The 7,267-nt window shown below is 36.5% G+C and carries 9 protein-coding genes; 6 read left to right on the top strand and 3 right to left on the bottom strand.

What is annotated here, in order from left to right; all coding sequences use genetic code 11:
* Window positions 1-76: 76 nt before the first annotated feature.
* The gene (locus N3F66_09245; GenBank protein MCX8124335.1) at window positions 77-637 is read right to left on the bottom strand and encodes a hypothetical protein; all 561 of its coding nucleotides are present in this window, start codon (window positions 635-637) and stop codon (window positions 77-79) included.
* A 229-nt stretch (window positions 638-866) separates the two neighbouring features.
* On the opposite strand from N3F66_09245, the gene radC reads away from it, so the two are divergent.
* The 4 genes from radC to N3F66_09225 all read left to right on the top strand — a co-directional run bounded on the left by radC (window position 867) and on the right by N3F66_09225 (window position 4,092).
* Window positions 867-1,541, top strand: a complete 675-nt coding sequence (radC, locus tag N3F66_09240) for a DNA repair protein RadC (GenBank protein MCX8124334.1) — start codon at window positions 867-869, stop codon at window positions 1,539-1,541.
* A gap of 247 nt (window positions 1,542-1,788) precedes the next feature.
* The gene (locus N3F66_09235; protein MCX8124333.1) at window positions 1,789-2,655 is read left to right on the top strand and encodes an alpha/beta hydrolase-fold protein; all 867 of its coding nucleotides are present in this window, start codon (window positions 1,789-1,791) and stop codon (window positions 2,653-2,655) included.
* A gap of 54 nt (window positions 2,656-2,709) precedes the next feature.
* Window positions 2,710-3,246, top strand: a complete 537-nt coding sequence (locus N3F66_09230; GenBank protein ID MCX8124332.1) for a hypothetical protein — start codon at window positions 2,710-2,712, stop codon at window positions 3,244-3,246.
* A 78-nt stretch (window positions 3,247-3,324) separates the two neighbouring features.
* Window positions 3,325-4,092, top strand: a complete 768-nt coding sequence (locus tag N3F66_09225) for an acyl-CoA dehydratase activase (GenBank protein ID MCX8124331.1) — start codon at window positions 3,325-3,327, stop codon at window positions 4,090-4,092.
* Window position 4,093: 1 nt separating this feature from the next.
* Here the strand turns inward: N3F66_09225 and N3F66_09220 are convergent, their stop codons facing one another.
* The gene (locus N3F66_09220) at window positions 4,094-4,591 is read right to left on the bottom strand and encodes an NYN domain-containing protein (GenBank protein MCX8124330.1); all 498 of its coding nucleotides are present in this window, start codon (window positions 4,589-4,591) and stop codon (window positions 4,094-4,096) included.
* A 236-nt stretch (window positions 4,592-4,827) separates the two neighbouring features.
* Here N3F66_09220 and N3F66_09215 point away from each other — a divergent pair, with 236 nt between their 5' ends.
* Together N3F66_09215 and N3F66_09210 are read left to right on the top strand one after the other, a co-directional pair.
* Window positions 4,828-6,075, top strand: coding sequence for a GAF domain-containing protein (locus N3F66_09215; GenBank protein ID MCX8124329.1), 1,248 nt, complete (start codon window positions 4,828-4,830; stop codon window positions 6,073-6,075).
* A 15-nt stretch (window positions 6,076-6,090) separates the two neighbouring features.
* Window positions 6,091-6,306, top strand: coding sequence for a hypothetical protein (locus N3F66_09210; protein MCX8124328.1), 216 nt, complete (start codon window positions 6,091-6,093; stop codon window positions 6,304-6,306).
* Window positions 6,307-6,353: 47 nt separating this feature from the next.
* Here N3F66_09210 and N3F66_09205 read toward each other — a convergent pair whose 3' ends face one another.
* A complete protein-coding gene (locus tag N3F66_09205; protein MCX8124327.1) occupies window positions 6,354-7,166 on the bottom strand; it encodes a WecB/TagA/CpsF family glycosyltransferase in 813 nt (270 codons plus the stop codon).
* Window positions 7,167-7,267: the final 101 nt, after the last annotated feature.

The following is a 7,267-nucleotide window of genomic DNA, read 5'->3' as shown; positions in this document are numbered from 1 at the left end:
GAGACAGCCTTAATAATTAATATGTTTCTTCATATGTTTTATCATTTTAGTTTATTTTCACCAAAACTAACTATAATTATTGAATCAACCGTTTAACAGTTTCAGCATCAAGATGATGTAAATGCTGTGGGTTCTTGATAGTGCGAGGAATGAGAGCATTTATTTCATTGATTCTATCTTTCAAGTGAACATTGCGCGCAAGATCCGAAGCAACAATATTTTCAAATTCAACTTCAAGCTTTTGCAAACTGGAAATGCTATCGGCAATAAGATTTTTCAACTGTTCACTTTTATACGTAATGGAGTTTTCATCATAACTATCGCCTAGAAATTCTTTGAGGACTGGACGGTTGTTGAATAAAATGGAGTTAATAATATTCTGACTATTGCTACCACCTTTGCGAATATCGTCTAATAGCATACCAACACCATCACTCATGACCTGATAGCGGGTAAGATTTGTCTGTATATCTTTAATCTGAGTATGAATTTCATCCAGGCGAGCCATGACCCTGTGTTCAATATGGATTTTATCGGTTGTGATTTTATTTTTGTTCCCAGACTTATGCTCGTCAACATTAATAGTGCTTTTTAATTGTTGTGCAGATTGTAAAATGGCATCAATACTGACTTTCATATAACCCTCCCTGATTGCAAACTCCTTATGATTTAGTATATTCCGTATCATAATTTTTTTGTCAACAGTAAAATAAAATGTGACATAAAAAATCTATAGTATGTATCGGTAAGAAAAAAAATTAATAAAATAAAAAAAATTTTTTTAAATTTTTTAGTCCATAAGCGTTTTTATAAGTAAGGCGATAGTAACCGGGTAATAAACTTTTAATTTAAGGAAGGAATTGACTATGCATACAAAATGTGAACTGCCGATTCAGCGGTGTATCAACGGTGAACCGTTGGAAAATTTAAGCGATACGGAACTGATTGCCATTCTTCTGGCAACAGGAGTGAAGGGAAAAGATGTAATGGAGTGCGCATTTGGACTTATTCAGCACTTTGGCAGTGTCAGTGGCATCTATCATGCAGGAATACGGGAGATAGCTACTGTTGATGGGTTAGGTATTGTGAAAGCCATCAGGCTTAAAGCAGCAATGGAACTTGGCAAACGTTTGATAGCACCTCGAAATTATGATGAATCAATTGATTCACCCAGGATGGTATGGGAATGTATTGTCGGCGATATTGCTTGTAGCAGGCAGGAGGAATTCTTTGTAATGATACTGGATACCAAAAACAGGCTTATAAAAAAATCGCGGATTTCAATTGGAACAATTTCTGAAGCCCTTGTCCATCCGCGCGAGGTTTTCCGAGATGCCGTACGTGAAGCTGCATCATCGGTTATCATTGTACATAACCATCCTTCTGGTGTGCTTAAGCCATCAGTCAATGATATTGAGATAACAAAAAGAGTGGCGCAGGCTGGGGCAATTGTTGGTATACAGCTTCTTGACCATGTAATTGTGACCGATAATGATTATTTAAGCTTAAGAGAAACAGATGAAACGTTGTTTTTGAAATAATAAACCAAAAGAATCAATGAAGTACCACAAATTAAAAATCATAATAGTCAAAGCTGGTGTTTTAAAAAAGCATCAGTATGATTCAATTTAATAATAAAACGCTTAGATCTTTTCTAGACCATTAGGATTAGAGCTGTATTGTTATGCTAAAAATGCCTTGAAAAAAAATATTCTGAATTATACATTTGTATTTTAAAAAAATGGGGTCAGAGCCTCTTTGTGTATCACGTGTGGTAGGGGAAAAAATATGAAAAAAATTAGTTTAGTAGTTGCTACAATGTGCATTTACATGGCAATAAGCGTGCAAATAATTGCTCAGGAACCAAAACCAGCAAGTTGGGTTGTGTATAATGTACCGGCAGCTATAAATACTGAAAAAACGGTCCCGGTTAAAATTTATTTCCCAAAAGATTATTCAAAAAGCAGCCGCACAATTATTGCCTTGCATGAGTATGAAGGCTCCATGAACAGCTGGCCCAATAATACAAATATTGCATACTATGGCAACATGTATAATTTTGTCATTGTGTGTCCACATATGCCACGCACAGTGTACGAGTCACAGTATTTTGATCAAACAACTATCAAGTGGAATGAAATGCCGGCTGCCATTTGGATTGGTTCTGTCTTAATACCTTACCTTAGCAACACAGTTGGCATAAAAACTGATAAACGCAGTCTGGGGGTTTGTGGGTTTTCTATTGGTGCACGTGGTGCGTTGCGTGTTGCACAACTCTACAAAAGTACTGTTGGAGCAATTGCATGCCTGTCAGGTTACTATGATATGCTATCGCACACAAAAAACAGTATGTTTACTGCAGTGTATGGAAAATATACCGAGTATCAAGAGCGCTGGGCTGCAGTGGATAATGCCATTGATGATGCCAAAAACCTCAATGATGTTTCAGTTTTTTTGGCTCATGGAAACAAGGATTCCCGTGTGCCTATGGAGCAGACGTTTATGCTGGCATTAAGGCTTAAACAACTGCAGAAGGAGCAAAAAGGTGGGTACAATTTTTCATTTGTTGAAAAGAAATATAAAATGCATGACTGGAATTTTTGTCAGTCTGTGCTCCCTGAAATGATGGCATTTTTCAATGAAAACCTTAAATAGTAAGTTGTTACAGTCACAAGCTTTAAATAACAATAGGTATGGTGGTACGTTTCAGTGATACGTTTGAATAAGTACAACACAAAATTATTTTGGGCGATAGCTCCTTTGATTGTGGCTCTTGCTATAAGTGCATGCACCAAGAAAGCAGTCCGCACGGGTCCTTTTATGTGTACAGTGCATGGGATTCACAACTGTTATGATAAAAGCCAGATTGCCCGATGTATTGGTGTAAATGAAAATGAATTGGAAAACTATTATATGTTTTCTGAAAACGGTAATTTTGGCGATAGCTCATTGAGTGAAGCAAAGCTTAAATCGTTGGTGTGTGATAAAATTGTAGAAGAAGTGATGCTCAGAATACAGATGGTATATACTGATAAACAGCTGCAGCGATGGCAGTTTACAGATATGTCATTGCCTGTCATATTCAGGACATTTGTAAAAAAAGATAATCAGCAGGAAATGATTGTAATTGGTTTTGTAAAAAAGGATGATTTATCCCCAAGAGCCATCATTTATTACCTGCCGCTTGAATATAAAATGGATATTATAGGCAGAGATAAAAATAATTACAAACAACCTGACTGGTAAGAAAAAACTTGACAAAAAGTGAGTGAACGCTTGTTCTATGAAGATCTTGAAAAAATTTATCAGGAGAATGTATTTGCTATGCTGACATTAGGTATGGATATTGGTTCAATAACCACAAAAGCTGTTGTTCTAGAAAATAAAAAAATTATTGGCAGTAAAATTATTTTTACAGGCTTCAACGCAGCAAAAGCTGGTGAAAAAGTAACACAGGAGCTCTTATCAGAATTGGGATTATCTTTTGACAGAATTGGTAAGGTTGTTGCAACCGGATATGGGAGAAAAAGCGTTTCGTTTGCACATAGCAATGTGACCGAAATAACCTGTCATGCAAAGGGAGCTCATTTTCTTGATAATTCAATACGCTCTATTATTGATATTGGCGGACAGGATAGCAAGGTAATAGTAATAGATGAAAATGGGAAGGTAAAAGATTTTGCCATGAACGATAAATGCGCGGCAGGAACAGGGCGCTTTTTAGAAGTAATGGCGCGAGCATTAGAAGTAAATCTGGATGAATTTGGGGAGCTATCGCTAAAAGCCGATAACCCTGCCAAAATCAGCAGCCTGTGCACTGTTTTTGCCGAATCCGAAGTTATATCACTGATAGCAAAAGGCGAAACGCGGGATAATATTATTGCTGGTATCCATCAGTCTATAGCCTCGCGAATAATAGCCATGGCTAACCGTGTGGGAGTAACAAATCCTGTGATGATGACTGGCGGTGTGGCAAAAAATATTGGTGTTGTAAAAGCAATTGAAAAACTACTGGATTGCCCTGTTAAGGTTAGTGATAATGCACAGATAATAGGAGCACTGGGCGCAGCCCTTTTAGCAGAAGAAAATTAATTTAGTTTTTTCTTTTTACAAATTGTTTTTCCCAGTATTCAATTTCTTCTCTGCTTACAGTTGGGTTGTCATCTTTCTCAGGCATCTGTGCTACTGTATGGTCTTCAATAGTCTGGTTTACAAAATCTGCAAAGTCTTCACTTTTCATTGTGCGCGTTTTAAAACGGCTGACAAAATCAATGATATCTTTATCACTTGTGACCACTGTTGTATTACGTGGTTGCATGTCTTTTCGTACAAATTCTTTTATTAAAAAATCTGCCGAATAGTGCAATGAATAATACACATCTATATTGGCAACTTTTTCACTGGGAATAGGTATTTCAATATTTTTCTGACCGTCAAACACTACACGAATTCGTTTTCCAGTGAGTTTAGCAAAAATTTTTAATAAGTCCAAAAGTTCCTTCCGTGCTTGGGTAAGGTTGTCCTGAAGCATTAATTCTTCTAAATGAGGAAATTTATATATCAGGTTGTAGCCATCGATGAGGTAGGTCATAGCAATTTACCTTTTTTATAAGCTACTTTTTCCAATTTTGCTATATCATTGTTACAATATACTGTAAATACAAGCACTTTTTTTAAGCAGGAATGACAAATATTTTAAACATTTACCATTATTTTTATTGACTGTTGTTCAGCCTTATATATATAAAAGCATAACAATGTATATTATTTACATATATAAACCGACAAAAAATATAGACAAATACATAAGAAGGAATAATAATACGTATGAATGAACAGAAATATACATTAGAGTATCTTGAGCGACAGCTCCATAATCTCTCCAAGCTTGTTGAGATAAACCGTATAATTAACTCCACCCTTGATATGGCTAAATTGTTCACAATTATCATGGAAATTATTAAAGAGATAATGGAAACTGAAGCCAGTACGTTATTTCTCTACGATGAGAAAACCAATGAACTAGTGTTTAAGGTAGCATTGGGTGAAGCGGGAGACAAATTGCAGGAAAAGTACAGAGTAAAAATGGGGCAGGGTATAGCTGGATGGGTTGCAAGGGAACGAAAAGGTGTTTTTGTCAATGATGTGTACGCAGATAACAGGTTTGACCCCAATTTTGATAAACAAACAGGCTTTACAACACGTTCAATTATTTGTGTGCCATTGTTATATAAAGGCAAGCTTTTAGGTGTAATACAGGCTATTAATCCAATTAACCGACCCGCATTTACCGATGAGGATATGCATTTATTCATGGCGTTTGCTGATCAGGCGGTACTTGCTGTACAGAATGCAATATTTTTTGAGCATGCTATTGAGGAAGCTCGCATGCGCCATGAACTGGAATCAGCACGCTCTATTCAGCATTCACTTCATCCAGCAATTTCCAAAGATTATGGATCATGCAAAGTGGCTGCACGCTATCTTCCTGCACGTGAAGTTGGTGGCGAATTTTATGAATTGCAACACACATCAAATGGATTAAGTATTGCTTTATGCGATGTGCATAATAAAGGTGTTCCGGGTGCTCTCAATGCTTCATTAGTTAACGGAATATTAAAGGGAATGATGACAATCTATAAAAATGCTGTAGGTCCGGTATTTATTAATACATTACAGGTAGTTAAAGAACATAACATACAAACTGTCTCTTTGTTTTATGGCATGATAAATATGGATTCTCACATGCTGACCTTTATGAATACAGGGGAAGCGTATCCAATTTTAGTGAGGGATGGTATTGCTCGCTACCTGCGTTTTTCGTATGCAAAAGATGGTAAAAAAGTTGTTGTGAAACTTATGGCAAATGATATGTTTATAATTGTCACCGATGGCATTGTGAATTGCAAAAATCGCAATGCACGCCTTTTTGGTTTAAAACAAGTTATGGATACCTGTTGTCAGTATGATGATCCATCTGAATGTATTGAGGGTTTACTTGCAAAAGTAAAAGAATTTATGCAAGGACTGGCTCAGCGAGAAGATATATCAGTTATTGCTGTAAAAATACAATAAATAAAGAGGCTTTTAATGGAATATGTTTCTGTAATTTTGTGCCGCAACTGCGGTTCTCGCTATGTTGAAGTCAATGAATGGGCACAGGATAAAAAAGCAGTGTTCTATTGTCGCACGTGCGGCAAGAAGGAAATTGTTGAATGGTTTACTTTAGGCCGATGTCAGGTAACTCAGTCGGAATTACAAAAAGCTCGTGATACCAGAGCAAAACCGGGTAAGTACGAGCGATAGATAATGTATAAATAATGCTAAAAGTTAAATTTGAAACCTGCGTTTTTTTATCGTCGTAACCGCTGCCATACAACTTGTAAATAAAATAGAAGAAGTCGCACCAAACGTGTATACCGCCATGGGCGGGTAATAATACGATAGAACCAGTCCAACCCTTTTTCCATAAAGTATGCAGGTGCTTTTCGTTTCTGACCCGAAATGATATCTATGCTTCCACCAATACCAATAAATACTGTATTTTTAAACTGGTTTTTTATTTCATGTATCCATTTATCTTCCTTTGGAAAACCAAGTCCAATAAGTATTATTTGTGCTTCGGATTTGCGCATGGCTTCAATGACACTTGCAGCTCTTTCCTTGTTGAAATATCCACCATGACGACCTACTATGCGGATCTTTGGAAATGATTTTTTAATGTTTGCGTACGCCTGTTCAATAATCTCTGGCTTTGCACCAACCATAAAAATGGTAATTTCTTTTATTTCAGCTATTCGTATTAAATCCATGAGAAAGCTCATAAAATGAATGCGCTCTTTTAATGGTTTGCCTAAAAACTTTGCAGCCCATGGGATTCCTGCTCCAACTGCTAATCGTAAATCAGCTTTTGAGGCAATAAGATTGAGATCATTATTTGTGGTGATGCGATGAAGTTTGTAGGGATTGAGTGCCATAACATGGTGCACACCACCCTCTTCAATCATTCTAAGCACTTTGACAACAGCCTGCTGACGTGTGCAGTTATCGATACCAATACCAATTATGTTGACTAAGTTGACATCAGCTAAAGAAGTTTGATTATATTCTAAAATTAAATCGCGATCTTCTTTGTACGAATCATAATACATTGCATCTTTAATCATTACATTCCTCCCAAACGATAGAAGAAGATAATTTATAATTTAAGGATTATGTCAATTAAAATTTAGTTGTTAATCAATATATATGCGTGGTACCCGAGGGC

Source organism: Spirochaetota bacterium (assembly GCA_026414805.1).
Classification (GTDB): domain Bacteria; phylum Spirochaetota; class UBA4802; order UBA4802; family UB4802; genus UBA4802.
The sequence above is the reverse complement of the archived record's forward strand: the minus strand, read 5'-3'. Positions and strand labels throughout refer to the sequence as shown.